Below are 24825 nucleotides of genomic sequence, written 5' to 3'. Positions count from 1 at the left end.
CCCCCATCCCGCACAAGAGTCGCATCAGGTTACGCAATGCCGGCGCCGGGACCGACGACCGGTGGGCCAACGCGCCGCTGGCCGCTCCGGCCGTCCCGTGGGGCGCCCGGAGCGGTGGTCCGAGCGAGATCACCTGGGAAGACACGCCGCGGATCGCCGGGTGTGAGGATGTCGGTACGGGCATGTTCTGAATAAGGTTCAACCATGCAACAGCGACCGCTCGGCCGAAGCGGGCTGGCGGTTTCGCGGCTCGCGCTCGGCACCATGACCTGGGGTCGGGACACCGATGCCGACGACGCGGCCGCCCAGTTGAAGAGCTTCCTGGACGCCGGGGGCAATCTCGTCGACACCGCCGACGTGTACAGCGACGGCGACGCCGAGGCGGTGATCGGGTCGCTGCTGGGCAGCCTGGTGCCCCGGGACGACCTGCTCATCGCCACCAAGGCGGGGCTGCGGCCCGGCGCGGCCCGGCGCCGCGACGGCTCGCGGGGACACCTGCTGCGCACGCTGGACGCCTCGCTGCGCCGGCTCGGCACCGACCACGTCGACCTCTGGCAGGTGCACGGCTACGACCCGGACACGCCGCTGGAGGAGACGCTGGCGGCGCTGGACCACGCGGTCAACAGCGGGCGGGCGCGCTACGTGGGGGTCTCCAACTTCTCCGGCTGGCAGACCGCCCGGGCCGCCACCTGGCAGGCGGCCTACCCCGGCCGGGCCCCGGTGGTCGCCGCGCAGATGGAGTACTCGCTGCTGGAACGCGGCATCGAGCGGGAGGTGCTGCCGGCCTGCGAGGCGCTGGGCCTGGGCGTGCTGCCCTGGTCGCCGCTGGGCCGGGGGGTGCTCACCGGCAAGTACCGGCACGGCCGACCGGCCGACTCCCGCGCCGCCTCGCCGCATTTCGAGCGATTTGTCGCAACCTACCTCGAACCGCGCTGCTCCAGCATCGTCGAGGCGGTCGCCACCGCGGCCGGCGGGCTCGGCGTCTCGCCGATGGAGGTGGCCCTCGCCTGGGTCCGCGACCGGCCCGGCGTGGTCGCCCCTATCCTCGGCGCCCGCACCGTCGGGCAGCTCCTCGGCGCGTTGCAGGTGGAGCGGATGACCCTGCCGGAGGAGATCGCCCGCGCCCTGGACGACGTCTCGTCGGTACCGGTCGCCTATCCGGAGCGCGACGGCTGACCTGCCGCCGGTCACGTGGCGGGGATCACCCGGCGGGCCGGAAGGACTGGTGCCGCCCGGCGGCGGTGGGCAGGATGGTTGCATGGATTACGAGTACGCGCCGCTGCGGTTACCGCCGAATGTCGACCGGGTGACCGCGCAGGCGCAGTTGGCGATTCAGGCCGAGTTCTCCGGCTGGGAGCTGGCCCGGGTCCGGCTCTTCCGGGACGGTACCCGGCAGGTGGTGCTCCGCCGGCGCCTGGTCAACAAGCCGCAGCCCGGTCTCTCCTACTGACCGGTCCGCCGGCCGCCCCGCCGGTGAGCGGGGCAGCCGGGAGACCTCGGCCAGCGGCCCTCGGGCCGGCGGGCCGTCAGCGGGCCCGCTCGACCTCGTCGGCCTCGTCGGTGTCGGGCAGGAACGGGTGCTCGTCCAGGCGCCCGACGAGCCGGTCGTCCGGCCCCGGCTGGAACGGCCCGGCGCTGTCCTCGTCGTCGAACGCCTCCAGGTCGATCGGCGCGTCGGTCTCGCTGAGCATCACCACCCCGTCGAGCGGCTCCAGCTCCGGGATGTCCAGGGCACCGAGCGACCCGTCGCCGGCCTGGAGCAGCTCCAGCACCGCCTCGCCGACCCCCTCGACCGGCTCGGGCTCGTCGCCCTCCGGCATCGCGGCCCGCCGGGCCGCCTGGGCCACCCGGATCAGCGCCGCCACGCTCGGCACCCGGTAGTCGCGCCGCTGGCGCACCGAGAGCACCCGCGGGTGCGGGTCGAGAGGCTCGGCTCCGTCGGCGCCGCCGAGGCCCACGCCGAAGCGCTCGTCGGCCTCGTCCGGGTCGATCGACTCCACGTCCCAGGGCGTGACCTCGCCGAACGCGTCCAGCAGCCGCTCGTCGTACTCGTAGGAGGCGTTGTTGAGGGCAACGTACGCCTGCCAGACGTCGTCGTCGTCGATCCGCCCCTGCGCCGCCTTGACGGCGGCCAGGTGATCCCGGGCGGTCGCGATGACCCGCTCCAGGGCAGCGTCCAGCTCGGCGTACTGGTCCGTCATTATCTTGCGATCCCTTCGAGGTCGATGGCGCGGGTGGTCGTGACGGCCCGCGGCGTCGCCGGTGCCCGACCGGTTCCCGCCCGACCGGGTCGGCCGCGCCTTCCCCTGCTTGGTCGACCCGCGTCAGCAGTTCCGCAGGAACCGGTCGAGTACCCGCACGCCGAACTGTAGTCCGTCCACCGGTACCCGCTCGTCGATGCCATGGAACAACGCGCTGAAGTTCAGGTCGGCGGGCAGCCGCAGCGGGGCGAAACCGAAGCAGCGGATGCCGAGGGTGTGGAACGCCTTCGCGTCCGTACCGCCGGAGAGCATGTACGGCACCGGGCGCGCCCCCGGGTCCTCGGCCCGCAGCGCCGCCGACATCGCCTCGACCAGCGCACCGTCGAAGGTGGTCTCGATCGCGGCCTGGCGGTGGATGTACTCGATCTCCAGGTCCGGGCCGACCACCTCGCGCAGCTGCTCCAGCAGCAGCTCCGACTGGCCGGGCAGGCTCCGGCAGTCGATGGTGGCGCTGGCCCGGCCGGGGATGACGTTGTCCTTGTAGCCGGCGGCCAGCCGGGTCGGGTTGGCGGTGTTGCGGATCGTCGCGCCGATCAGGTTCGCGATCGGGCCGAGCTTGGCGATCGCGGTCTCCGGGTCGTCCGGGTCCAGTTCGACGCCGAGCGCCGCCGAGACCTCCTCCAGGAAGGCCCGCACGGTCGGGGTCACCACCACCGGGAAGCGGTGCCGGCCCACCCGGGCGACCGCCTCCGCCAGCGCGGTCACCGCGTTGTCGTCGTGCACCATCGACCCGTGCCCGGGGCGCCCCTTGGCGTGCAGCCGCAGCCAGTCGATGCCCTTCTCGGCGGTCTCGATCAGGTACAGCCGCAGGTCCTGGTTGACCGTGTACGAGAAGCCGCCCACCTCGCCGATCGCCTCGGTGCATCCCTCGAGCAGGTCCGCGTGGTGCTGCACCAGGTAGCGGGCGCCGTAGTCGCTGCCCGCCTCCTCGTCGGCCGTGTACGCGAGCACGATGTCGCGGGGCGGGCGCACCCCCGTACGCTGCCACTGCCGGACCACGGCGAGCACCATCGCGTCGAAGTCCTTCATGTCGATGGCGCCCCGGCCCCAGAGGTAGCCGTCGCGCAGCTCACCCGAGAAGGGGTGCACCGACCACTCGCTCGCGTCGGCCGGCACCACGTCCAGGTGACCGTGCACCAGCAGCGCGCCGCGCCCCGGGTCGGTACCGGGAATCCGGGCGACCAGGTTCGCCCGGCCGGGCGCCGACTCGTGGATCCGCGCCTCGACGCCGACCTCGGCCAGGCTGGCCGCCACGTACTCGGCGGCGGCCCGCTCACCGGCGCTGGTGTCGTTGTCCCCGGTGTTGGTGGTGTCGATACGCAGCAGGTCGGCGCAGAGTTCGACGACTTCGTCGGTGGCGCTCGGGTGCAGGGGGGCGTCGCTCGTCATGCGGTTCTTCATACCAGCCCGGCGGCCGCCGGCGCCCCTACGGCCGGCCGACGGGCCGCGGCGGACGGGCGCGGACGCGGCGCGGCGGCCAGGTGCGGAGGCGGCGCACGGGTGCCGGGGGCGGGAGACCCGGCCCGGGCTCGGGCCCGGCGCCACCGGGCCTGGGCCGCGTTTCGCCGCGCCGGGCCCCGGGTACCGCCGCTGGCATTCCGCAGTCGTAGCACGAGCACGAGAAGGAGGGTCGCGATGACCGTCCCCCTGCCACCCCTGCCGCCGGTCGAGGACGCCGCCGAGGATGCCTACCGCCCCGGCGGACGCAGCATGGTCGAGATGCTCGCCGACGAGCACGAGCAGCTGCGCCGGCTCTGCCGCGAGCTGACCGGGCCGGCCGGCACCGTCGAGCACCGCCGCCAGGTGACCGAGGTGCTGGTCGCCACGACCACCCGGCACCTCTCCGCCGAGGAGCAGTACCTCTACCCGACCGTACGCTCGGCGCTCGCCGACGGGGAGCCGCTGGCCGACCGGGAGGTCGCCGCCGACAACGCGCTGCTGCGTACGCTCCAGCGGCTCTCCGGCGCCGGTCCCGACGACCCGCACTTCGTGGAGATCGCCCGCGAGGTCGCCGAGGAGCTGGAGCGGCACGTGCGCGCCGCGACCGCCGAGATCTTCCCGGAGCTGCGCGAGACCGCCAGCGAGGAGGAGCTGATCCGGCTCGGCAACCGGGTCGAGATCGCCGAGGAGGCGGCGCCGACCCGGCCCCACCCCGGCACCCCGGCCACCCCGCCCTGGAACAAGGTGGTGGACCCGGCCGTCGGCGTGGTCGACAAGGTACGCGACGCGGTCACCCGGCGCGAGACGTACGTCGAGGATCTCACCGAGCCCCCGAAGATGTGATGATCGTATCCGCCGCGCGCGGGACGCGGCGGATCGATGGAATCGGGGAGGCGCCGGTGCGGGACGCGATCGTCGTACGGGGTGGCTGGGAGGGCCACGTGCCGGTCGAGGCGACCGAGCTGTTCATTCCGTTCCTGCGGGAGCGGGGCTTCGCGGTCGAGGTGCACGACCGGCTCGACGTCTACACCGACGCCGACCGGATGTCGCGGGTGGACCTGGTGCTGCAGTGCTGGTCCATCGGCACCGTCACCGACGAGCAGGTGGCCGGCCTCGACGCGGCGGTACGGGCCGGCACCGGGCTGGCCGGCTGGCACGGCGGCATCGTCGGCTCGTTCCACCACAACCGGTACCAGCACCTGACCGGCGGCCTCTTCGTACACCACCCGCCGGGCTTCCTCGACCACACGCTGACCGTGCTGCCCGAGCGCGCGGAGCACCCGCTGGTGGCCGGCATCGGCACGGTCCGGCTGCACACGGAGAAGTACTGGGTGCTCAGCGACCCGCTCAACGACGTGCTCGCCACCGTCACGTACGAGCCGGAGCCGGACACCCCCTGGCGGGAGCCGGTGACCCTGCCCGCCGTCTGGACCCGGAACTGGGGCGCCGGCCGGGTCTTCGTCTCCACCGTCGGGCACAAGGTCGACGACCTGACCGTACCGGAGATCCGTACCATCACCGAGCGTGGCCTGTTGTGGGCGGCGCGTTAGCCCGAAGTTCCCCGTTCGGTTGGTTTTGCCGCCCGGATCGGTCGTCTTTCACTGGCCGGGGGTCTTCCCGTAGATCCCATTCTGGTCCTACCGTCTCGCTATGAACCTGGAGCTGCGGCACCTGAAGGTGGTCTGCGCCATCGCGGAGACCGGCAGCGTGACCAAGGCCGCCTCGACGCTGGGCCTGGCCCAACCGGCCCTCACCGCGCAGCTCCAGCGGATCGAGCGCACGCTCGGCGGCCCGCTGTTCGAGCGGGACCGGCGCGGCGCCCGGCCGACCGCCCTCGGCGAGCTGGTGCTGGCCCGCGCCCGGGTCCTGCTGCCGGCCATGAAGGGGCTGCAGGACGAGGCGGCACGGCTGGCCGGCGCCGGCACGGCGATGAGCCGGTACCGCTTCGGCGGCGCGAACAGCCCCATCCTCGGGCGGCTCGTGCACCGGCTCGCCAAGGAACATCCGCACGCGCAGATCAGCACGTACGCCTCGTGGTACGTCGACGAGCTCTCCCAGCTCGTCCTCAACGGCCGCCTCGACTACGCGCTGGTCGGCGTCTGCGGCGACGCGACCCCGCCGGGCGAGTTCGGGCTGACCTGGCGGGCGGTCTCGGTCGACCCGGTCTTCGTCCTGCTGCCCGAGGCGCACCCGCTGGCCGACCGGGACGAGGTGCACCTGGCCCTGCTCGGCGAGGAACGCTGGGTGGCCGCCCCGGGCGACGGCTGCTTCGGTGACTGCTTCGCCGCCGCCTGCGCCCGCGCCGGCTTCACCCCGCGCAAGGTGTACGAGACCGACGTGCTCAGCGGGCTCGACCTGGTCGAAGCCGGTGAGGCCATCGCGCTCTGCCAGGCCACCTTCCGGCCCGTCTCCGGGCTGGTCACCCGGCCGTTGGCCGGCGCGCCGCTGCGCTGGCGGCTGCTGCTGGGCTGGCACCCCGACGCCCCGGCGGCCCGTACCGGCGACCGCGTCTTCGGCCACGCCACCGCCGCGTACGTCGACTCGCTCGCGCGCAACCCGGGCTACCGGGCCTGGCTGAGCCGCCACCCGAACTTCGGCGCCCAACAGCGCGCCGCCGCTTGAGTCTGCGCGCCCGGGCGCTTCGCGGCGCCGGGAGGCGGCACCCTCCCTCCCGCGGCGGTGTGGCGGGTGCTCGTCCGCCGCACACGCTCGCTGATCGCACGGTTTCCCCGCAGTAGGCCCCTCGCGAGCGCGCGAGGGTCCTACTGTCCCGCAGTTGCGCGATCATGCGTGGCGGCCGGCCGCCGCCGCGTCCGCTCGGGGCGGGCAGGCGGGCGCCGCCGGGTGCCGGCCGGCGGCCGGCTCGTTCCGGGTAATCACGGGGCCCGGAATCGCGGTAGGGAGCGGGCGTGCCGGGTACCGGTAGCGCATGACCGATCTCAACGTGCCGGAGGACGACCGGGAGACGGCTCGTCGTATCGCCGCCGCCCACACCGCCGCCTCGCGTGACATCGAGGCGTTCCTGCGTCGGGTACCGGCGGTGCCGGCGCCGGCGGACATCGCCGAGTACACCAACCTGATCGCGCGGGAGGAGGCGCTGCGCGCGGAGCGCCAGGACGCGACGGACGCCGCCGGGCTGCAGATACTCAGCGTCGAGTCCGAGTGAGGGCCGCGTACCCCGTCAGCCGGCCGCGCGGGAACCGACCGCGCCCGGGGCCGGGCGGCGGCGGGCATGCGGGCGGGCGGCAGGCATGCCGGCGGGCGTGCGGCGGCGGGGACGTGCGGCGGCGGGGGCGTGCGGCGGGCGTACGGGCCTGCGGGGGCGGGGCGCAGGCGCGCGGCGAAACCGCGCCCCGAGGGGAAGCGGGCCGGTCAGCGTTCCAACAGCGGATCGTGACCGAGGTCCAGCAGCGCGCGCCGCCAGTCGTCGTCGGTGGCCCCGGCCTCGGGCCGGTCGTCGAGCAGTCCGTCGATCTCCTCGATCGTCTCCCGCATCACCTGGATGTCCCCGTCGGTCAGGTCGACCTTGCGCTTGCGGAGCACGGCCAGGATCGACCGGCCGGGCTCCGGCAGGTCGAGGTGGGGCTCGGCGGTGAAGGTCTCCTCCCCCGACCCCTGGGTCAGCAGCCAGGTACGCAACCGCTCGGAGGTGACGTTCACGCGGTCGTGGAAGTCCTGCCACAGCAGCTCCACCTCGGGCTCGACGCGCTGGTCCCGGGCCATCACTCCTCCTTGTCCTCGTCCTGCGACTCGGCCGCGTCGTCCGCCGCCGCCTCCTCGCGCCGCCCCTCCTCCTCCGCCTCCTCGGGCGGGCGGGGCGGCCGCAGACCCTCGGCCGGCACCCGGGTACGGGAGGGGTTGGCCGTGCTCGGGGGATGGCGCAGCTCCCGCGGGCTGAGGATCGCGTCGGTCTTCGGGGTCTTCTCCTGGTTCTCCTCGGGCTCGGTCACGCGTCGGGCTCCTCTCAGACCGCCGAGGCGGAGGCCGTGGGGCGGGGGTGGGCGGGGTCGCCGGAGACGTCGAAGGCGAGCGCGTCGGCGCGGGCGTCGACCACCACCCGCTGGCCGGGCGAGATCGAACCGTCGAGCAGCATCCGGGAGAGGCGGTTGTCCACCTCCCGCTGGATGGTCCGGCGCAGCGGGCGGGCGCCGAACTCCGGCTGGTGCCCGTGCTCGGCGATCCAGTCCACCCCGGCCTCGGTGAACTCCACGGTGATGTCCTGCGAGTGCAGGCGGCGCCGGGTCTCCTCCAGCAGCAGCCCGGTGATCCGGCGCAGCTGCTCGGTCTCCAGCCGCCGGAAGATGATGATCTCGTCGATCCGGTTGAGGAACTCGGGGCGGAAGCTCTCCTGGAGCCGGCGCATCAGCCGCTCGCGCAGTTCGCTGCTCTCCCCCTCGCCGCCGCCGTCGGCGCCGAACCCGACGCTGCGCTGGGTACCCGTGATCAGCTCGGAGCCGAGGTTGCTCGTCATGATCAGTACGGTGTTGCGGAAGTTGACGGTACGGCCCTGGCTGTCGGTGAGCCGCCCCTCGTCGAGCACCTGGAGCAGGATGTTGAAGACGTCCGGGTGCGCCTTCTCGATCTCGTCGAGCAGCACCACCGCGTACGGGCGGCGGCGCACCGCCTCGGTCAGCTGGCCCGCCTCCTCGTACCCGACGTAGCCGGGCGGCGCGCCGACCAGCCGGCTCACCGTGTGCCGTTCCTGGAACTCGCTCATGTCCAGCCGCACCATCCGGTCGGACTCGCCGAAGAGCGCCTCGGCCAGCGCGCGGGCCAGTTCGGTCTTGCCCACGCCCGTCGGGCCGAGGAAGAGGAAGCTGCCCATCGGCCGGTCCGGGTCGGCCAGGCCGGTACGGGACCGCCGCACCGCCTCGGCCACCGCGTTGACCGCGTCGTCCTGCCCGATCACCCGCTCGTGCAGGTGGCCCTCCAGGCGCAGCAGCCGGTCCCGCTCCTCCTCGGTGAGCTGGGCGACCGGGATGCCGGTGGCGCGGGAGACCACCTCGGCGATCTCCTCCTGCCGGACCTGGGGCACCTCCTCCGGGCCGCCGTCGCCGCGGGCCTGCTCGATACGCCGCTGCACCTGCTGGATCCGGTCGCGCAGCGAGGAGGCGCGTTCGTACTGCTCGTGCGCGACCGCCTGGTCCTTGTCCCGCTGCACCTCCTCCAGCTCGCGTTCCAGGTCGCGCACGTCCCCGGCCGGGGTACGGGTGCGCAGCCGGACCCGGGCACCGGCCTGGTCGAGCAGGTCGATCGCCTTGTCCGGCAGGAACCGGTCGGTGATGTACCGGTCGGAGAGTTCGGCCGCGGCGACCAGCGCCTCGTCGGTGAAGCGGACCTGGTGGTGCGCCTCGTACCGGTCGCGCAGCCCGCGCAGGATCGCCACCGTGTCGTCGACCGTGGGCTCGGGCACCAGGACCGGCTGGAACCGTCGGGCCAGCGCCGCGTCCTTCTCGATGTTGCGCCGGTACTCGTTGAGCGTGGTCGCGCCGATCACCCGCAGCTCCCCGCGGGCCAGCGCGGGCTTGAGCATGTTGCTGGCGTCCATCCCGCCCTCGGCGCCGGCGCCGCCCGCCCCGACCAGGGTGTGCAGCTCGTCGAGGAAGACGATGAGGTTGTCGCCCTGGGAGCGGATCTCGTCGATGACCTTCTTGACCCGCTCCTCGAAGTCGCCCCGGTAGCGGGTACCGGCGACCAGGCCGGCCAGGTCGAGCTGGATCACGCGCTTGCCGAGCAGCGTACGGGGCACGTCCCCGTCGGCGATGCGCTCGGCGAGCCCCTCGACGATCGCGGTCTTGCCGACGCCCGCCTCGCCGATCAGCACCGGGTTGTTCTTGGTACGCCGGGACAGGATCTCCACGGCCTGCTCGATCTCGTCGGCCCGACCGATCACGGGATCGATCTCGTCCGCCCGGGCCAGCTCGGTGAGGTCCTGCCCGAACTGGTCCAGCGTCGGCGTACCCCGGTCCGGCGCGGGCGCGGTGATCCGCCCGCGCTGCTGGCTCGCCGACTGCAACGCCTGCGGCCCGATCCGGCCGGCGGCCATCATCCGCCCGGCCGGCGACTCTGGGTTGAGCGGCAACGCCATCAGGATGTGCTCCGGACCGATGTACGAGGCGCCCATCGCGCGGGAGAGCTGGTGCGCGTCGAGCAGGGCCCGCTTGGCGGCCGGGGTGAGCGAGAGGTTGCCGGGCAGCTCGCCGCGCGGGGCCGGTTCGCCCTCCGCCGGGCCGCCGAGCGCGTTGAACAGGGCGTCCGGGTCGGCACCGGCCCGGCGGAGCAGGTCGCGCAGGGACTCGCGTTGCAGCGCCGCCCAGAGCAGGTGGTCGGTGTCCAGGTCGTTGCTGCCCGCCTGCCCGGCCCGGCGGGCCGCGTCGGCGAGCAGTTCCCGGGCGTCGGCGGTCATCAGCCGGGTGATGTCCACCCGGTGCATCGGCCGACGTCCCTCGCCGCGCCCGAAGTAGCGGGCCAGGAACTCGTCCCACGGGTCGACGCCGAAATCACCCGGTCCCTGCGTCATGATCTCTCCCTCGACGGGCGCGACACGGTCGGCGTGGGCTACCCGGCGCCCGGCCCGACAAACGTGCCCGGGTGGCACGCTGGGGCGCATGGATTCGGAGCCGCTGCTCGTGGTCGACGCCGCCAATGTCGTGGGATCCCGGCCGGACGGCTGGTGGCGGGACCGGGCCGGGGCGACCGCCCGGCTCCGCGACGACCTGGCGCCGATCGCCCGTACCGGCCGGCCGGGGCTGCCGCCGCCCGTCGAGGTCACGCTGGTGGTCGAGGGCGCGGCCCGACACGTGCCGGCGACCGACGACGTACGGGTGCTCGCGGCGCCCCGCTCCGGCGACGACGCGATCGTCGAGCTGGTCCGCGCCGAGGCGGGGCACCGGGACCGGGTCGTGGTGGTGACGGCCGACCGGGAGCTGCGGGAACGGGTGGCGGCGCTCGGCGCCGAGGTACGCGGCCCGCGCTGGCTGCGCCCGGACCCGCCGACCGCCGCCACACCACCACCGTCGATCTAGGGCAAATCAGCGTTGTTTGATCTCCAATCACAACGATTTGCCCTAGATCGACGGGCGGGGGCGACGGGCGGGGGCGCTACGCCCGGCGGTAGCGCAGCACCACCACGCCACTGTCGAACGGGCGCGCCTCGACCAGGGCGAACCGGCTCGGGTCGAACTCCCGGTCCACCAGCGGGACGCCGCGGCCGACCAGGACCGGGTTGAGCTTGACCACGAACTCGTCGATCTCCGGAAGGAGCTGGCCGGCGAGCTGACCACCGCCGCAGAGCCAGATGTCGCCCCCCTCGCGCCGCTTGAGGTCGCGGACGAAGCCGACCGGGTCGCCGGCGACGATCTCCACCCCGCACTCCGGCGCGGGCGGCAGCGAGCGGCTGAAGACGTACTGGGTGAGGTGGGCGTACGGGCTGGCGATCCCCTCCTTGCGGGCCGGGTCGTAGCTGCCCCGGCCCATCAGCACGGTGTCGAAGCGGGCGTTCGGCGTCTCCGTCAGCCCGACCGCGGCGCGCAGCGGGGGCGCGGGCGGCCCGGACGGCGGGGCCGACGCGGGCTGATCCGGGCACCGGGCGGGCCCGCCCGGACGGCGGGTCCGGCGGGGGCTGAGCCGAGCACCGGGCGGGCCGGTGGGGATGCCGGTTTCATGCCCGGCTCATTCCCGTTGACCGACTCGCCGGCTACTGACCCGGCCATCCGGTTGGGGATAGGCTCTAATAGAGCCCTCCCCGCCCCCAGGAGGTTCCATCGTGGCGAGCGTCGCCGAGCTGAAGTCCGCCATCGACGCCGCGCTCCAGCAGATCGGCGACGGTCAGGCCGCGGTACAGGCGGCCAGCGAGAAGCTCGCCGAGGCGCAGCAGACCCTCGCCGGCGCGCTGGAGGGCAGCGGGCACGAGACAGTCACCGCGGCACAGGCCTCGCTCTCGCAGGCCGCCCAGGAGCTGGAGGAGTGCCTCGCCGCCACCCTCTCCGCGGTGGAGCAGGCACAGCAGTACGTCGCGACGCTCTGAGCCGCCGATGTCCATCGTCGAGGAGCTGGGTGCGCAGGTCCGGTCGGCCGCCGACGAGCTGCCGGTCGGGCTGCTGATGACCGCGCTGGACCACCTGCGGCAGGCCTCCGACCGGCTGCGCTGGGTGCGCCAGGAGTCGGCGGACCCGATGGGCGTGCCGGAGCTCTCCGCCGCCCTGGAGCACGCCGAGAGCGCCGGACACACGCTGCGCGTCGCGCAGGACCAGCTCGCCACGTACCTGGCCGCCATCGGCCTGACCGGCGACGGCGCCGCCGCCCGGCGGGCCGAGCCGGACCGGATCGTGGACGAGCCGCCGGTCGACCCGACCGCGCCGGAACCCGAGCCGACCGAGGCGCCGACGGTACGGCGGTGGTGGTCGGTACGGGTCGCCGAGCTGACCGGCGGGCGGGACACGCCGTCCGACAAGCCCGACGGCCGGGTCACCGACCCCGAGGAACTGCTGCGCCGCGTCGCCACCAACGTCCGCTCCGGGGACCGGGGGCGGCTGCACGCCGAACTGCGCGGGGTGGACGCCAACGTCGGGCTCGACCTGGCCGCCGTCGCCCCGCCCGTGCTGCGCGAACTCGCCACCAGGATGCTGGGTCACCCGCCGCGCGCCGACGACCTGCCCCAGCTGCGGCGCGCCGTCGACAACCGGGTACGCGACCTGCTCCCCGGGCTGCCCCCGGGGGTGCTCGAGACGCTGCTGACCCGGCTGTGCCGGATGCCGCCGCCCCGGCGCGAGGACAACGGGCGCAACCCGCCGGAGCAGCCGCATCCGGCCGATCCCGCGGTCGCCGCGGGGGTCCTCACCGGACTGCTGCTGGACCGCGTCGGCGGCGACGCCCGTACGGTCATCACCACCTCCCGGGAGCCCCATGCCTGACGTACGGACCCAGCTCGCCGTCCGGGTCCGCGGCATGCTGTCGCACGCGCTCGGCGCCACCCGCGGACGGCTGGCCGCGGCCCGCTCCGAACTGGACGCGGCCCAGACCCGGCTGACCCGCACCCGGCAGGCCGCGCGGCGGGTGCCGGAGCGGGTCGGCGCGGAACGGGACCGTCGGCTCGACGAGATCAACGACCGGTACGCCGAGCAGATCGCCACGCTGGCCCGCCGCGCCGCGAAGGCGGCCGAGCAGGAGGCCCCCGGCGCCGCCGGCGCGTCCTGGTCGCAGTGGCGGCCCACCCCGGCGGTACGCGGCGAGCCCCCGGGCGCCCTGCGCATCGGCGTGGTACCGCTGCCCGGTACCGATCCGGTTCCCGCGCTGGTGCCGCTGCTCGACCGGGGGCACGTACACGTCTCCGGCGACGACCGGGCCGGCTGCGACAGCGTCGTCTCCGCCCTGCTGCTGCGGGCCGTGGGGCGGGCCGGGCCCGGCGCGGTACGGCTGATCGGCTACGACCCGGAGCACCTCGGCGGCGGGCTGGCCGGCTTCGCCCCGCTCTCCACCGCCGGGCTGCTGACCTTCGTGGGCCCTGGCGGGCTGGGTCGGCTCCTGGACGACCTGGTCGACCAGATCCGGCGGATCAACGAGACCGTGCTCGCCGGCGAGCACGGGTCGCTGCGGGAGCTGGCCGCCGCGACCGGGCGGCGCCCCGAACCGTGGCGGGTCGCGGTCCTGCTCGGCGGCGACGAACTCTCCCGCCACGAGCGCGGCCAGCTCGACCGGGTGGTCCGCACCGGACCGGCCTGCGGCGTGCACCTCGTGGTACGCGGCATCGCGCTGCCCGACGAACCGGCCGTCGAGCGGGTGGTGGTCGGTGCCGGCGGGACCCGGCTGGGCGGCGTCGCCGGCCTGCCGGTACGCCTGGACCCCCCGCCCCCGCCCGGCCTGGTCACCGAGACGAGCCGGCAGGTCGCGGCCGAGGTGGCCGCCGGACCGCCGCCGACCCCCTTCACCGACCTGCTCCCGCCGGACGACCAGCTCTGGCGGGAGAGCTCGGCGACCGGCCTGACCGCGCCGATCGGGGACGGTCCGCAGGGTCGGCCGGTGCTGCTGACCCTCGGCGACTATCCCCCGCACGCGCTGATCGGCGGTCCGTCCGGCACCGGCAAGACAAACCTGATCTTCGCCTGGATCGGCGCGCTGGCCGCCCGCTACTCCCCCGCCGAGCTGGAGTTCTACCTGCTCGACTTCAAGGAGGGCGTCTCCTTCGCCCGGTTCGCCCAGGGCCGGCGCGACCCGAGCTGGCTGCCGCACATGCGCCTGGTCGGCATCAACGTCAACACCGACCGCGAGTTCGGGCTGGCGCTGCTGCGCTTCCTCGCCGAGGAGCTGCGCCGCCGGGCGGACGCGGCCAAGCGGCACGAGGTCACCAAGCTCTCCGAGCTGCGGGCGGTCGACCCGCAGGGCCGCTGGCCGCGCATCGTCGCGGTCGTCGACGAGTTCCAGATGCTGCTCGCCGGGCGGGACGCGGTCGCCCGGGAGGCCGCCGACCTGCTGGAGGACCTGGCCCGCCGGGGTCGGTCGCAGGGCATCCACCTGGTGCTCGCCTCGCAGGACGTACGGGGCATCGAGGCGCTCTGGGGCCGCCCGGCGCTGGTCGCCCAGTTCACCCTCCGCATCGCGCTGCCCAAGGCGCTGCGGATCCTGGCCGAGCGCAACGACGCGGCCCAGTCCCTGCCCCGGCACCACGCCGTCGTCAACGCCGAGTCGGGGATGGCCGAGGGGAACCAGGTGGCCCGGATCCCGTCGGCCAGCGACTGGGGCACCTGGAGCGAGCTGCAACACCGGCTGTGGCGGATGCGTCCGCAGGACGCCGCCCCGGCCCGGCTCTTCGACGGTGACGCGATCCCCCGGCTGGCCGACGCGCCCGACTTCGTGGCGCTGCGACCGGGCGAGGCGTCCGGGGCGGGCGAGCCGGGCGCGGCGCGGGCGGCCGGCGGCGCCCGGGGACCGGTCGCGCTGCTCGGCGAGATCATCGACGTGCAGGCGCGGTCGGCGGGGATGCGGCTGCCCCGGGCGCCCGGACGCAACCTCGCGGTGCTCGGTACCCGGGTCGACGAGGCGTGCGCGATCCTCGACGCGGCGGCCCGCTCGCTGCACCGGCAGCACGCGCCCGGCACCGCCCGGTTCTCGATCGCCTGCCTCGATCCGGACGCGGACACCGCCGCCCGGGCGCTCTACGACGCGCTCGGCGCCGACGCCGCCTGGTACGACGAGGAGACCGTCGGCGAGCTGATGGCCGAGACGGCCACCGGGCTCGGCGCGGGCGCCACCCCCGGCCAACCGCACTACCTGCTCCTCTTCGCCGTGGACGCGGCGGCCGGCAAGCTGGCGGCGCGGGCCGGCCAGCGCTCCGGGCTGGAGCACCTGCGGCACGTCCTGCACAACGGGCCGGAGCGGCGCACCCACGTGCTCGCCTGGTGGCGCGGGGTCGCCCGGATGCGCGCCGACCTGGGCGGGCCGGCGTCGCGTACCGACCAGATCGGCGCCTGGGTGGCGCTGGACGTGCAGGGCGCGGAGCTGACCTCGTCGCTGTACCCGGGCACCGGCGGGCCGGACTGGTATCCCCGGCCCTGGCGGGGGCTCTACTTCGACCGGGCGGTGCACCGCACCGGACAGGTGATCATCCCGTACGGGCCGTCCGCGTGAGCCCCGCGGAGTCGGCCGCACGATCCGATTGGGCGGGCCAGATGAGCGAGTCGTACCCGGCGCTGATCCGGCAGTTGGCCGAGCTGACGGCCCGGGTGGAGGCCCAGCGCGCCGAGGCGGAGACCTGGTACGCCGACCAGTGCGCCGCCGCCGACCGGGCGGTGCGCGCCGCGACGGAGGCCGTACGCCGGGCCGAGGAGGAGGTGGCGGCCGCCACGGAGGAGGTCGAGGCGGTGGACGCCGAGGCCGCCCACCTGTGGCAGCTGTTCCGCAGCCGGCTCGGCGCGGCCGGGCGGCTGGGTGACCCGCCGGCCCCGGCGCCCGGGGCCACGGCCGCGCCGGTCACGCTGCTGGACGGGGTACGCGAGCTGATCGAGCGCGCCAAGCGGCCCGAGGAGCTACCCGGCTCGACGAACCCGCTGCTGGTGCTCTTCGGGGTGCTCGGCGCGGCGGCCGCGTACGCCCTGGGCGCCGGGGCGCGGCTGGTCGGCGACCGGTACGGCGGCGACCTGGCGGTGGGGATGCCGGTGCTGGCGCTGGTGGTGGCGCTGCTCGGGCCGTTCGTCGGGTTGGCGCCGGCGAAGCTGCTCGCCGACCGGCGGCACGCCGCGCTCGGTCCCCGTCCGGTGGCGGTGGTGGTGGCGGCGGGGCTGGTCACCACCGGGCTGCTCTTCGCGCTCGTGCGCTGAGCGCTGGTTCGCGGGTCGCGCTCGCGGCTCGCGGTGGTGGGGGTTGGGGGCGGATCACCCGCTCTGGGCGGTCACGCTTGATCCCGTCGCGGGCGATCCGCCCCCAACCCCTCCGGCCGGGCGCCCGTCCGCCGCTCGTGGCCGTCCAGCCCTCCCCCGGCTCGGCGCCCGCCGCCGCTCGCGCGGCCGTGGCCGCCCCGTCCGGCGGCTCGGCGTCCGGGCGGTTGGCGGCGCGGCGGGTCAGGGGGTGACGGCGACGGCTTCGCGGAGCAGGCGGCGAGCGAGCACGATCCGGTCCTCGTCGGTGTCGAGACCGGGCAGGTCGCCGACGCGGCCCACCTCGCCGCGCAGCAGCGCCCGCAGCGCCGGGCGGCACTGGCCGGGGAAGCTGACCGTACGGTCGAAGACGCGGAGCACGACCCGGCCGGCACCGGCGGCGTCGCCGGGCCCGTCGCCGGAACTCTCGTCGTCGAGTTGCCAGCGCAGGCCGGCGCGCGGGGCGATCGGGGTCCGCGCGTCGAGTTCCGCGATGGCCCGCGCCTGCGCCAGGGGGCGGATCGGCGCCGGCCGGGACGCGGGAAAGGCCCGCTCGCGCAGCCGCGCGGCCACGGCGACGGGGTCGGCGCGTACCAGCCAGTCGCGCAGCGCCTCGACGGTCTCGGTCAGCTCGGGCTCGACCTGGTCGGCGTCGGCCACGTCCAGCCCGTACGGCAGCGAGGCGCGCAGCCGACGATCGGTGGCGGCCAGCTCCAGCAGCGTCTCGACCAGCGCGTACCGGGTCATGGCCCGGATTCCGACGGTGAGGTGCAGCGAACTCTCCTCCTGCGCCTGGGCGCTGTGCAGCCAGCCGCGCGGCAGGTAGAGCGCGTCGCCCGGGGCCAGCGTCACGTCCAACGCGGGCGGCCCCTCGGCGACGGCCGAGACCTCGTCGGCGCGACCGCCCCACGGCTGGCGCTCCAGCGGGTCGGGCAGCACCGGCTCGTGGATCCGCCAGTGCTTGCGGCCGGCCACCTGGAGCACGAAGACGTCGTGGGTGTCGTAGTGGGTGGCGAACCCCTGGCTGCCGGCCGGGGTCAGGTACGCGTTGACCTGCAACGGCTGTCCGAGGGCGGCGCCGAGTTCGCGCGCGAAGTCGACCAGCGGCGGCCAGTTGCGGTGCAGGCCCTGCAGCACCAGCGTGGCGCCGCCGGCGTACAGGTCGAGGACCCGCTCGTCGAGGACCTGGTCGCCGATCTCGGCGCCGGAGCCGCCGGAACCGGTGTACCGCGCCGCCGGCAGCAGCTGTCCGTCCTTGGCCACGCGCAGGAACGGGGTACGCAGACCGCGCCGGCTGAGCAGTTCGTCGGCGTCGTCCGGGCTGAGCAGGTCGGTGAAGCCCAGCGGGTTGCCGAGTTCGGCGGCGCGGGAGAGCAGCGGCGTACGCCCCCAGTGGGCGGTGGCGAACTTCGCCGGCTCGACGGCCACGCAGCGGGCCAGGGCGTTCGCGCCCAGGGGCGAGGCGACTCCGCCCGCGGCACGGTCGTCGCGGCCGGGGCTGATGCCGCTCTCCGCCCCGGTCGTGGCGGACGCCGGGCGGCGCGGGCCGCCCGGCGTGTCGCTCGTCATCTCGGCTCGCCGACCGGTCAACGGGCCGCGCCGTCGGCGCCGCCGTCGCGCACACCGGGGGTCGCGCCGCCGTCGGCCGGGCCCTCGGCCGAACCGTCGGCGCCGCCGTCATGCTGGCCCGGGGTCGCACCCCCGTCGGCCGGACCCTCCGCGGAACCGTCGGCGCCACCGTCATGCTGGCCCGGGGTCGCACCCCCGTCGGCCGGCCCCTCGGCCGAACCGTCCGCGCCACCGTCATGCTGGCCCGGCGTGGCACCACCGTCGGCCGGACCCTCCGCCGAACCGCCACCGGTCGAACGGATGTCGTCATCATCGAGTCGCATGGACGCTCCCTAGGCTCCCGCGCCCGGATTCGGTCTGCTCGGGCGTCATGCCTGGCCTGGTACCCCGTGCACGATCACGTCTAACCCGGCGGTGCGGACCGGACGTCGCCGCCGACGACGAGCGCCGCACGGCAGGCAAGGCGCAGGCGAGGCCGGCAAGGCGCGGCTGAGGCCGGCGGCGCGCGGACGCGGCGGCCGGGGTGGGGGCGGTGCGGTGGGGCGGGAGGTGCGGTTGGGGAGCCGGGAGGGAACGGGTCGAGGAAGGTTCGCTCGGAACGGGGCCCGCTACGCGCCGACCCGCAGCGGGCCCCGGGGTACCAATTTCTTTGGGAGCGTTCCCAAGTATTGGCGTCCTCGGATCGACGCGTCAATGGAGTACCGGAAATCTCCCGGTAAGAACGTCGGCCGGCCGGGTTCAGCGGTTGGCCGGCGGGGCGGTGCTGTCGCGCACCACGAGATCGGTGGAGAGTTCGACCCGAGGCGTCTCCACCGGCTCCCCCTGCGCGAGGCGGAGCACGGTACGGGCCGCGAGCAGGCCCATCTCGGCCAGCGGCTGGCGGACGGTGGTCAGCGGCGGGGAGGCCCACCGCGCCTCGGGCAGGTCGTCGAAGCCCACCACGCTGATGTCGTCGGGGACGCGCAGCCCGCGCCGGCGGACCGCCTCGTACGCCCCGAACGCCATCTGGTCGCTGGAGGCGAAGATCGCCGTGGGCGGCTCGGGCAGGTCCAACATGGCCGTGGCACCGGAGAAGCCGGACTCGTGGTAGAAGTCGCCGGGCATCACCAGTTCCTCGGGGAGCGGCACCCCGGCGGCCTCCAGCGCGGCCCGGCACCCGTCGAGGCGGGCCCGGCTGCAGAGCAGGCGCGGCGGTCCGGCGATCAGCCCGATCCGGCGGTGCCCGAGCGAGAGGAGGTGCTCGGTCGCGCGCAGCCCGCCGGCCCAGTTGGTGGCGCCGATGGTGGGGATGTCCAGGCTCGGCACCCCGGCCGGGTCGACCAGGACCATCGGGACGTTGAGCCGGCGCAGTTCGGCGTGCACCGGCGGGGCGAGGTCGCTGCTGACCAGGATCACCCCGTCCGTCGCGCGGGTACGCAGGTTCTGCAGCCACTGGCGGGTGGAGGTGGAGCGCCGGTGGATGGCCGAGACGACGGTACCGACCCCGGCGGCGTGCGCCACGTCCTCGACCCCGCGGATGATCTCGACCGCCCAGGGGCTGTCCAGGTCGTTGAAGACCAGGTCGATCAGGCTGGCGCCGGCCCGGGCCCGGGTGGCGCGGCGGCGGTAGCCGTGCCGACGCAGCAGTTCCTCCACCCGCTCACGGGTCTGCGGCGCGACGTCGTTGCGGCCGTTGAGCACCCGGGAGACGGTCGGTACGGAGACCCCGGCCTCCTGTGCGATCGCCGTGATCGTGATCCTGCGTCCTTCGTCGACCGTCACGAGCAACTCCTTCATCGAAGCTTCCAGCCTACGGCCGAAACACTTTCGAGGTCGATCCGGCACCGGCCGGCGCTTCGGCCGTCAACCCCGCCCAGTTTCCAGGCTTGACGGCCCGTCCGGACGACCCTTAGCGTTCCAACCAAGTTACGGAACTGTTCCGGAAAATTTCCGCCACCGCGAACATTGTCACCCCCGAGAGGAATCTCATGTCGGTGACTCTCCCGTCCCCCGTCGCCCCCGTTCCCGCCCGATGATGACCGCCCTCTTCAACCCGGTCATCCCCGGCTGTCACCCGGACCCGAGCGTCTGCCGCGTGGGCGACGACTACTACCTGGCCTGTTCCAGCTTCGAGTTCTTCCCGGGCGTACCGATCTTCCACAGCCGCGATCTGGTGCACTGGACGCAGCTCGGCAACGTCCTCGACCGGCCCGGTCAGCTCCCGCTCCCCGCCTGCACCCCCTCCTCGGGCGGCATCTACGCGCCCACGCTGCGCCACCACGACGGCCGGTTCTGGCTGGTCACCGCGAGCGTGCCGCACGGCGGGACGATGCTGGTCACGGCCGAGGACCCGGCCGGGCCCTGGTCGGACCCGGTCTTCCTGCCCGAGATCCCCGGCGTCGACCCCGACCTCGCCTGGGACGAGGAGGGCCGGTGCTGGTGCACCTTCGCCGGCATCGAGCAGGCGCGGATCGACCCGGTCAGCGGTTGGGCCCTGGAGAAACCGCGCCGGATCTGGTCCGGTACGCCCGGCGCGCGGTACCCGGAGGCGCCGCACCTCTACCGCGTCGGCGCGTACTGGTACCTGCTCATCTCCGAGGGCGGCACGGAGCGCGGGCACGCCATCTCGGTGGCCCGCGGCCCGGCCCCGGACGGACCGTTCGAGCCCTGTCCGGCCAACCCGATCCTGAGCCACCGCGGCACCGACCATCCCGTGCAGAGCACCGGGCACGGCGACCTGGTCCAGGCGCCCGACGGCTCGTGGTGGCTGGTCCTGCTCGGCACGCGCCCGCGCGGCGGCACGCCCGGCTGGCACGTCCTCGGCCGGGAGACCTTCCTGGCCCCGGTCTCCTGGATGGACGGTTGGCCGGTGATCGGGGAGATCGGTTCGGCCGCACCGCCGCCGGTACCGCCCACCGGCCCGGCCGCGCCGAGCCGCGACGACTTCGACTCGGCGCGGCTGCACCCGCGCTGGGTCTCGGTGCGCTCCCGCCCGCCGGAGGCGGTCTCGCTGGCCGAGCGGCCGGGCTGGCTCACCCTGCACGCCCGGGGGCGGGGGCTGGACGACCCGGCGGTCACCCTGGTCGCCCGACGCCAGGAGCACCACGACGCCCGGGTCCGCGCGCTGGTCGACGCCGCGCGGGGGCGCGGTGGTCTGGCGGTACGCCTCGACGAGCAGCACCACTACTCGGTCGAACTGGTCCCCGGCGAGGTACGGGTCCGGGCCCGGATCGGTCCGCTGGCGCAGCGGGTCGCCGCCCGGCGGGTGCCCGACGGGCCGGTGGTGCTGGGCGTGGAGACGCTGGCCTCCGGCCCCGGCATGGACCATCCGCGCCAGGAGCCCGACGTGGTCCGGCTCGGCTTCGAGGACGGCAGCGGGGAGTTCGTGGCCCTCGCCGAGCTGGACGGTCGGTACCTCTCCACCGAGGTCGCCGGCGGGTTCACGGGCCGGGTCATCGGCCCGTACGCGGCGGCCGGGACGGTCCAGGTCGACTGGTACGACTACCGGGAGCTGGTCCACGGCTGAGCCGCCGCGGCGACTGAGTCGCGCGGTGCCGCCCACCCGTGCGGTTGGGCCGTGTCGCCGAGCGGGGCCGCGCACCCCTGCGGCCTACCTGGCGAGCAGGGCCGCGACGGCGTCGGTGACCACCCGGCGGCGGTGCGCGCGGGAGCGGTCGCCGAGCAGGGTGGTGAACTCGGGCGTGTTCGCGGTCCAGAGCGCGGCCAGGTGCGTGACCAGCGCGAGCAGGTCCACCGGGTCCCAGTGCGCGGGCACCGCGCCGTCGCGCTGCGCCTGCTCGATCGCCGAGATCTTGTCCCGGTAGCTGGCGAGCACCAGCTCCAGCGGCTGCTTGGTGTCGAGCCGCTCCAGCCGGTACCAGGCGGCGAGGCGGGCCACCTTCGGGTACCGCTCGTACGAGTCGAAGAGCCGGCCGGCGTATTCGGGCAGGTCGGTGGCGTCGATCGGCACCTCGCGCACACCGCGCACCACCAGCGCGTTGAAGACCGCGTCGAAGAGCCCGTCCTTGCTGCCGAAGTAGTGGTAGATCTGCGCCTTGTTGCTGCGCGCCGCCGCGGCGATGCGGTCCACCCGGGCGCCGGCGATGCCGTACGCGGCGAACTCGGCCGCGGCCGCCTCGATGAGTCGCCGCCGCGTCGCCTCCGCGTCCCCTGCCATGGCGGGAAGCATACCTGCGACTAACCGGATAGTTGACGCTCGCCCGGTCCGCGTGCCACTCTTCAACTATCTAGTTAGTCAGCACGGACCCGGCCCGCGTCGCGTAGCTCGTCGCCGGGCCGGACCGGACATTCCTCTCGAAGGGCTGGTTCCATGTCGAAGGTCTTCCTGGTCACCGGCAGCTCCCGCGGTCTCGGCCGGGCCGTCGCCGAGGCGGTGCTCGCCGCCGGTCACCGGCTGGTCGCCACCGCCCGCCGCCCCGAGCAGTTGGCCGACCTCGTCGAGCGGTACGGCGACGACCAGGTGCGCCCGTTCGCGCTGGACGTCACGGACGCCGCCGCCGCGGACGCCGCGGTACGGGCGGCGGTCGAGACGTTCGGCCGGCTGGACGTGGTGGTCAACAACGCCGGGTACGCCAACCTCGCCGCGCTGGAGGAGATGGCCGCCGACGACTTCCGGGCGCAGGTCGAGACCAACCTGTTCGGGGTGGTCAACGTGACCAGGGCGGCGCTGCCGGTGCTGCGCGCGCAGGGCTCCGGGCACATCATCCAGGTGTCCTCGCTGGGCGGACGGATGGCGACTCCCGGGCTCTCCGCGTACCAGGCCGCCAAGTGGGCGGTCGGCGGCTTCTCCGAGGTGGTCGCCCAGGAGGTCGCCCCGTTGGGCGTACGGGTCACGGTGCTCGAACCGGGCGGCATGCGTACCGACTGGGGCGGCGCCTCGATGACGATCCACCCGGTCGGCGACGCGTACGACAGCACGGTGGGCCCGATCGCCCGGATGCTCGGGCACGGCCAGGGCACCGCCACCAGCGACCCGGCGAAGGTCGCCCAGGTGGTCCTGACCGTGGCCGACCTCGACGAGCCGCCGGTACGGCTGCTGCTCGGCAGCGACGCGCTCCGGTACGCCGAGGCGGTCGCCCGGGCCCGCGCCGAGTCGGACGCGCGGTGGCGCGAGTTGACGGTCAGCACCGACCACGAGGAGGTCACCGCCGAACAGCTCGACCCGCTCGCCCACACCTCCTGACCGCTCCGCACCCCGCACCGCCGATCATGGAGTTGTCGCGCCGACAGAAGCCGCGATGCGCCACGTTCGGACGACCACAACTCCATGATCGACGCGGGAGACGACCGGGCGGGCAGGGGCGGGCAGGAGACGACGGGGCGGGCAGGGGCGGGCGGCTAGCGCGGGGAGACGCGCAGGTGGCCGCGCTGACGCAGCCGTACGCTCGCGGCGAGCGCGAAGAGCGCCGTGAGGACGACGCCGAAGGCGATCCCCTGCCCCAGCCCCCGGTTGAGGTATCCCGCGTCGGTGTGGTCGATGGCGTAGGTGCCGATCTCCCGGCTGAACCAGAACGGCAGCACCCGGGAGGAGCTGCTGGCCGGATCCATGATCATCTGTAGTCCGACGACCGTGAGGAGCACCAGCGTCCCCTCCAGTTCGCGGGGCAGCACGGCGCTCAGCACCAGCCCGAACGGCGCCGCCACGACCACCATCAGCAGCATGATCAGGGCGATGGCGCCGTACCGGACGTCGTGCTGGTCGAGGCGGATCAGCACGAAGTACGGCGCGGAGAGCAGCAGGCCGACGGCCCAGAGGGCGAGCAGCCGCCCGACCACCAGGTGCCGGCTGCGGTACCCGGAGAGGCGCAGCCGGGGCTCGATGCCGCGCGCGGCGCTGCCGGCGAAGAGCGCGGCGGTGCTCAGCGCCCAGCCCAGCCCGAGGCAGACGAAGCGGATGGACTGGCCGAGGTGGTCGCCCCGGCGGCTGAGGTAGAAGGCGAGCGGCAGGAGCAGCAGGATCAGCAGCACGGAACGGCGGCGCAGCAGTTCGCGCAGCGCGGCCTCGGCCACCGTGAGGGTCTTGGTCATGCCACCGGCTCCCGGGCGGAGGTCAGGTCGAGCACGATGTCGACGCGGTCGAGTTGGTTGAGCAGGTGCGTGACGACGACGATCGCCTTGCCGGCGTCGCGCCAGCGCCACACCTCGTGCCAGAAGTCGAGGTAGGTGCCCCGGTCGAAGCCCTGGTACGGCTCGTCGAGCAGCAGCACGTCCGGCTCCCCGAGCCGGGCCAGCACCAGGTTCAGCTTCTGCCGGGTCCCGCCCGAGAGGTGCCGGGCCTGGGTACCGGCCGACGGGCGCCAGTCCAGCGCGGTGGCGTGTGCCCGGCCGGCCCGGCGGGCGTCCGCCCGGGACAGTTCCCGACCGGCCCCGACCAGTACGAAGTGCTCGTCGGGGTCGAGGAACTCGGTCGTACCGCCCTCCTGGGGGCAGTAGCCGAGCGTGCCGTGCACCCGTACCGTCCCGGCGTCCGGACTGACCAGACCGGCGCAGACGCGCAGGAAGGTGCTCTTGCCGGAGCCGTTGGCGCCGACCACCGCCGCGATCTGGCCGGCCCGTACGGTCAGGTCCACCCGGTCCAGCACCCGCTGCCGGCGGTAGCGCTTGCTGATGCCGCGCGCCTCCAGGCGTACCGGGCCGGGCTGCCGGGGCGGCGGGCGCAGGTCCGGCCCGCCGAGGCTGTCGGCGACGGCCCGGGCGTACGCCTCGGGCTGGCCGAAGACCCGCAGCGGCGACTCGCCGCTGTCGCGCAGGTGGGTGGCCGCCTCGGCGACCACGTGTCCGGTGAGGTCGGGCCCCACCCCGTGCCGGCGTAGCTCGCCGGCGAGGGCGGCGAGCCAGGCATCGTGGTTCACGGCTTCGGCACCTCTCTCAGTATCGCGCCCACGCTGCCCGCGAAGGCGGTCCAGTCGGTCGCGGCCGCGCGCAGCGCCTCGCTGCCGGCCGCGCTGATCCGGTAGTACTTGCGGGCCGGCCCGGAGGCGCCCTCCCGCCAGTGCGCGTTCACCAGGCCGGCCCGCTGCAACCGCAGCAGCACCGGATAGAGCGTGCCGCCCTGCACCGTGCCGAGCCCGCTCGCCTTCAGCGCCTGGGACAGCTCATAGCCGTAGGACTCGCCCCGGGCGAGCAGCGCCAGGACGGCCAGGTCGAGCACCCCGCGCAGCCACTGCGCCCGCCGCTCGGCATCCACGCCGGGCAAGCTAACACCGTCC

General features: G+C 74.8%; 25 protein-coding genes and 1 pseudogene. 13 read left to right on the top strand and 13 right to left on the bottom strand.

The features are described from left to right. Window positions 1-204: 204 nt before the first annotated feature. Window positions 205-1176 carry an aldo/keto reductase gene (locus tag AB0J86_RS07875; protein ID WP_363854219.1) on the top strand — a complete coding sequence of 324 codons (972 nt, stop codon included), beginning with the start codon at window positions 205-207 and terminating at the stop codon, window positions 1174-1176. Window positions 1177-1258: 82 nt separating this feature from the next. Then, window positions 1259-1450: a DUF5703 family protein gene (locus tag AB0J86_RS07870; RefSeq protein WP_363854216.1), complete on the top strand. Its 192-nt coding sequence runs from the start codon at window positions 1259-1261 to the stop codon at window positions 1448-1450. A 76-nt stretch (window positions 1451-1526) separates the two neighbouring features. Here the strand turns inward: AB0J86_RS07870 and AB0J86_RS07865 are convergent, their stop codons facing one another. Both AB0J86_RS07865 and AB0J86_RS07860 read right to left on the bottom strand, forming a co-directional pair. Further along, a complete protein-coding gene (locus AB0J86_RS07865; RefSeq protein ID WP_363854213.1) occupies window positions 1527-2201 on the bottom strand; it encodes a hypothetical protein in 675 nt (224 codons plus the stop codon). A gap of 123 nt (window positions 2202-2324) precedes the next feature. Then, entirely contained in the window at window positions 2325-3650 is a 1326-nt protein-coding gene (locus AB0J86_RS07860; protein WP_363854210.1) for a M20/M25/M40 family metallo-hydrolase, read from the bottom strand. Between the two features lie 246 nt (window positions 3651-3896). Between AB0J86_RS07860 and AB0J86_RS07855 the strand changes: the two genes are divergently transcribed. The 4 genes from AB0J86_RS07855 (at window position 3897) to AB0J86_RS07840 (ending at window position 6867) form a co-directional block, all read left to right on the top strand. After that, a complete protein-coding gene (locus tag AB0J86_RS07855) occupies window positions 3897-4544 on the top strand; it encodes a hemerythrin domain-containing protein (RefSeq protein ID WP_363854207.1) in 648 nt (215 codons plus the stop codon). A 56-nt stretch (window positions 4545-4600) separates the two neighbouring features. Next, entirely contained in the window at window positions 4601-5251 is a 651-nt protein-coding gene (locus AB0J86_RS07850) for a ThuA domain-containing protein (protein ID WP_363854205.1), read from the top strand. 100 nt (window positions 5252-5351) lie between these two features. Then, entirely contained in the window at window positions 5352-6323 is a 972-nt protein-coding gene (locus AB0J86_RS07845; protein WP_363854202.1) for a LysR family transcriptional regulator, read from the top strand. 307 nt (window positions 6324-6630) lie between these two features. Next, a complete protein-coding gene (locus AB0J86_RS07840) occupies window positions 6631-6867 on the top strand; it encodes a hypothetical protein (protein ID WP_363854200.1) in 237 nt (78 codons plus the stop codon). A gap of 206 nt (window positions 6868-7073) precedes the next feature. On the opposite strand, the gene AB0J86_RS07835 is transcribed toward AB0J86_RS07840, so the two are convergent. Genes AB0J86_RS07835 through AB0J86_RS07825 form a run of 3 tightly spaced genes read right to left on the bottom strand, consistent with a single transcriptional unit; the run spans window position 7074 to window position 10221 of the window. After that, window positions 7074-7424, bottom strand: coding sequence for a DUF3140 domain-containing protein (locus AB0J86_RS07835; protein ID WP_363854198.1), 351 nt, complete (start codon window positions 7422-7424; stop codon window positions 7074-7076). Further along, window positions 7424-7651, bottom strand: a complete 228-nt coding sequence (locus tag AB0J86_RS07830; protein WP_363854195.1) for a hypothetical protein — start codon at window positions 7649-7651, stop codon at window positions 7424-7426. Before AB0J86_RS07830 ends, AB0J86_RS07835 begins: the two co-directional genes overlap by 1 nt. A gap of 14 nt (window positions 7652-7665) precedes the next feature. After that, entirely contained in the window at window positions 7666-10221 is a 2556-nt protein-coding gene (locus tag AB0J86_RS07825; RefSeq protein WP_363854193.1) for an ATP-dependent Clp protease ATP-binding subunit, read from the bottom strand. An 88-nt stretch (window positions 10222-10309) separates the two neighbouring features. Here AB0J86_RS07825 and AB0J86_RS07820 point away from each other — a divergent pair, with 88 nt between their 5' ends. Further along, window positions 10310-10726, top strand: a complete 417-nt coding sequence (locus tag AB0J86_RS07820) for a hypothetical protein (protein WP_363854190.1) — start codon at window positions 10310-10312, stop codon at window positions 10724-10726. A gap of 76 nt (window positions 10727-10802) precedes the next feature. On the opposite strand, the pseudogene AB0J86_RS07815 reads toward AB0J86_RS07820, so the two are convergent. Then, a pseudogene (locus AB0J86_RS07815) lies at window positions 10803-11195 on the bottom strand (dihydrofolate reductase family protein); the annotation flags it as partial. Window positions 11196-11466: 271 nt separating this feature from the next. Here AB0J86_RS07815 and AB0J86_RS07810 point away from each other — a divergent pair. From AB0J86_RS07810 to AB0J86_RS07795, 4 genes are read left to right on the top strand one after another with little or no spacing between them, the layout of a single operon-like run. Beyond that, window positions 11467-11727 (top strand): hypothetical protein, encoded by a 261-nt coding sequence (locus AB0J86_RS07810; RefSeq protein ID WP_363854187.1) that lies wholly within the window; start codon window positions 11467-11469, stop codon window positions 11725-11727. A gap of 7 nt (window positions 11728-11734) precedes the next feature. Beyond that, window positions 11735-12613 (top strand): hypothetical protein, encoded by an 879-nt coding sequence (locus AB0J86_RS07805; protein WP_363854185.1) that lies wholly within the window; start codon window positions 11735-11737, stop codon window positions 12611-12613. Next, window positions 12606-15323, top strand: a complete 2718-nt coding sequence (locus AB0J86_RS07800; protein WP_363854182.1) for an FtsK/SpoIIIE domain-containing protein — start codon at window positions 12606-12608, stop codon at window positions 15321-15323. Before AB0J86_RS07805 ends, AB0J86_RS07800 begins: the two co-directional genes overlap by 8 nt. Before the next feature lie 41 nt (window positions 15324-15364). Next, a complete protein-coding gene (locus AB0J86_RS07795; RefSeq protein ID WP_363854179.1) occupies window positions 15365-16012 on the top strand; it encodes a hypothetical protein in 648 nt (215 codons plus the stop codon). Window positions 16013-16252: 240 nt separating this feature from the next. On the opposite strand, the gene AB0J86_RS07790 is transcribed toward AB0J86_RS07795, so the two are convergent. From AB0J86_RS07790 to AB0J86_RS07780, 3 genes are all read right to left on the bottom strand, one after another. Further along, entirely contained in the window at window positions 16253-17617 is a 1365-nt protein-coding gene (locus tag AB0J86_RS07790; protein WP_363854176.1) for a cupin domain-containing protein, read from the bottom strand. 17 nt (window positions 17618-17634) lie between these two features. Then, on the bottom strand, window positions 17635-17940 hold the full coding sequence (locus AB0J86_RS07785) for a hypothetical protein (protein WP_363854173.1): 306 nt from the start codon (window positions 17938-17940) through the stop codon (window positions 17635-17637). 415 nt (window positions 17941-18355) lie between these two features. Then, entirely contained in the window at window positions 18356-19378 is a 1023-nt protein-coding gene (locus AB0J86_RS07780; RefSeq protein WP_363854761.1) for a LacI family DNA-binding transcriptional regulator, read from the bottom strand. Between the two features lie 253 nt (window positions 19379-19631). Here AB0J86_RS07780 and AB0J86_RS07775 point away from each other — a divergent pair, with 253 nt between their 5' ends. Next, window positions 19632-21122, top strand: a complete 1491-nt coding sequence (locus AB0J86_RS07775) for a glycoside hydrolase family 43 protein (protein WP_363854170.1) — start codon at window positions 19632-19634, stop codon at window positions 21120-21122. 84 nt (window positions 21123-21206) lie between these two features. Here the strand turns inward: AB0J86_RS07775 and AB0J86_RS07770 are convergent, their stop codons facing one another. Then, complete coding sequence (locus AB0J86_RS07770) at window positions 21207-21773, bottom strand: TetR family transcriptional regulator (protein ID WP_363854167.1); 567 nt, start codon at window positions 21771-21773, stop codon at window positions 21207-21209. Window positions 21774-21926: 153 nt separating this feature from the next. On the opposite strand from AB0J86_RS07770, the gene AB0J86_RS07765 reads away from it, so the two are divergent. Further along, on the top strand, window positions 21927-22799 hold the full coding sequence (locus AB0J86_RS07765; protein ID WP_363854164.1) for an oxidoreductase: 873 nt from the start codon (window positions 21927-21929) through the stop codon (window positions 22797-22799). A gap of 155 nt (window positions 22800-22954) precedes the next feature. On the opposite strand, the gene AB0J86_RS07760 is transcribed toward AB0J86_RS07765, so the two are convergent. From AB0J86_RS07760 to AB0J86_RS07750, 3 genes are read right to left on the bottom strand one after another with little or no spacing between them, the layout of a single operon-like run. Further along, window positions 22955-23644 (bottom strand): hypothetical protein, encoded by a 690-nt coding sequence (locus AB0J86_RS07760; RefSeq protein ID WP_363854161.1) that lies wholly within the window; start codon window positions 23642-23644, stop codon window positions 22955-22957. Then, complete coding sequence (locus AB0J86_RS07755; protein ID WP_363854158.1) at window positions 23641-24468, bottom strand: ATP-binding cassette domain-containing protein; 828 nt, start codon at window positions 24466-24468, stop codon at window positions 23641-23643. The genes AB0J86_RS07760 and AB0J86_RS07755 overlap by 4 nt, the downstream gene beginning before the upstream one ends. After that, window positions 24465-24803 carry a PadR family transcriptional regulator gene (locus AB0J86_RS07750; protein ID WP_363854156.1) on the bottom strand — a complete coding sequence of 113 codons (339 nt, stop codon included), beginning with the start codon at window positions 24801-24803 and terminating at the stop codon, window positions 24465-24467. Before AB0J86_RS07750 ends, AB0J86_RS07755 begins: the two co-directional genes overlap by 4 nt. Window positions 24804-24825: the final 22 nt, after the last annotated feature.

The organism is Micromonospora sp. NPDC049559, assembly GCF_040676675.1.
Lineage (GTDB): Bacteria > Actinomycetota > Actinomycetes > Mycobacteriales > Micromonosporaceae > JBFAPK01.
Note: the sequence above shows the minus strand (reverse complement) of the source record. Positions and strands in the feature narration are given on the sequence as shown.